Consider the following 427-nt stretch of genomic DNA (forward strand, 5'->3'; position numbering starts at 1 on the left):
TACCCGATTTGCCTGATCATGGAATTCGTCGCCATCGCGCTAAAGAAAAGCGTGGTACGTTCAGTCACGGCCGCTCAATTGAGGAGCGTCCTCATAAAATCGAAACTCGCCAGGAATTTGGTCACTTTGAAGCTGACACCGTGCTTTCTGGCAAACGTAAAGGTCAAGCTGTGGCTACTTTTGTGGAGCGTAAGAGTCGCCTGACCATTGTTAAACGGCTCCATGGTCGCGACAGTCAGTCCATGACTCAAGCCGTACTGGAACTAGCTAGTCAACTTCAAGACAAGCTCAAGACGCTTACCGTAGATCATGGTAAAGAGTTCGCTAACTACCAGGCAATTGAGCAGCGAACTGGTACTCCGGTTTATTTTGCCCATGCTTATTCACCACATGAACGCGGTAGTAATGAGAACCGTAACCGAGTTTT

The 427-nt window shown here is 48.5% G+C and carries 1 protein-coding gene; it reads left to right on the forward strand.

Annotation, left to right across the window (positions count from 1 at the left end; all coding sequences use genetic code 11):
* The coding region (locus tag QOS01_RS10475; protein WP_283622278.1) for an IS30 family transposase at positions 1 to 427 on the forward strand (427 nt) is incomplete at both ends.

Origin of the sequence: Limosilactobacillus avium, assembly GCF_947381485.1 — a bacterium.
In the GTDB taxonomy this organism is placed as follows: domain Bacteria; phylum Bacillota; class Bacilli; order Lactobacillales; family Lactobacillaceae; genus Limosilactobacillus; species Limosilactobacillus avium.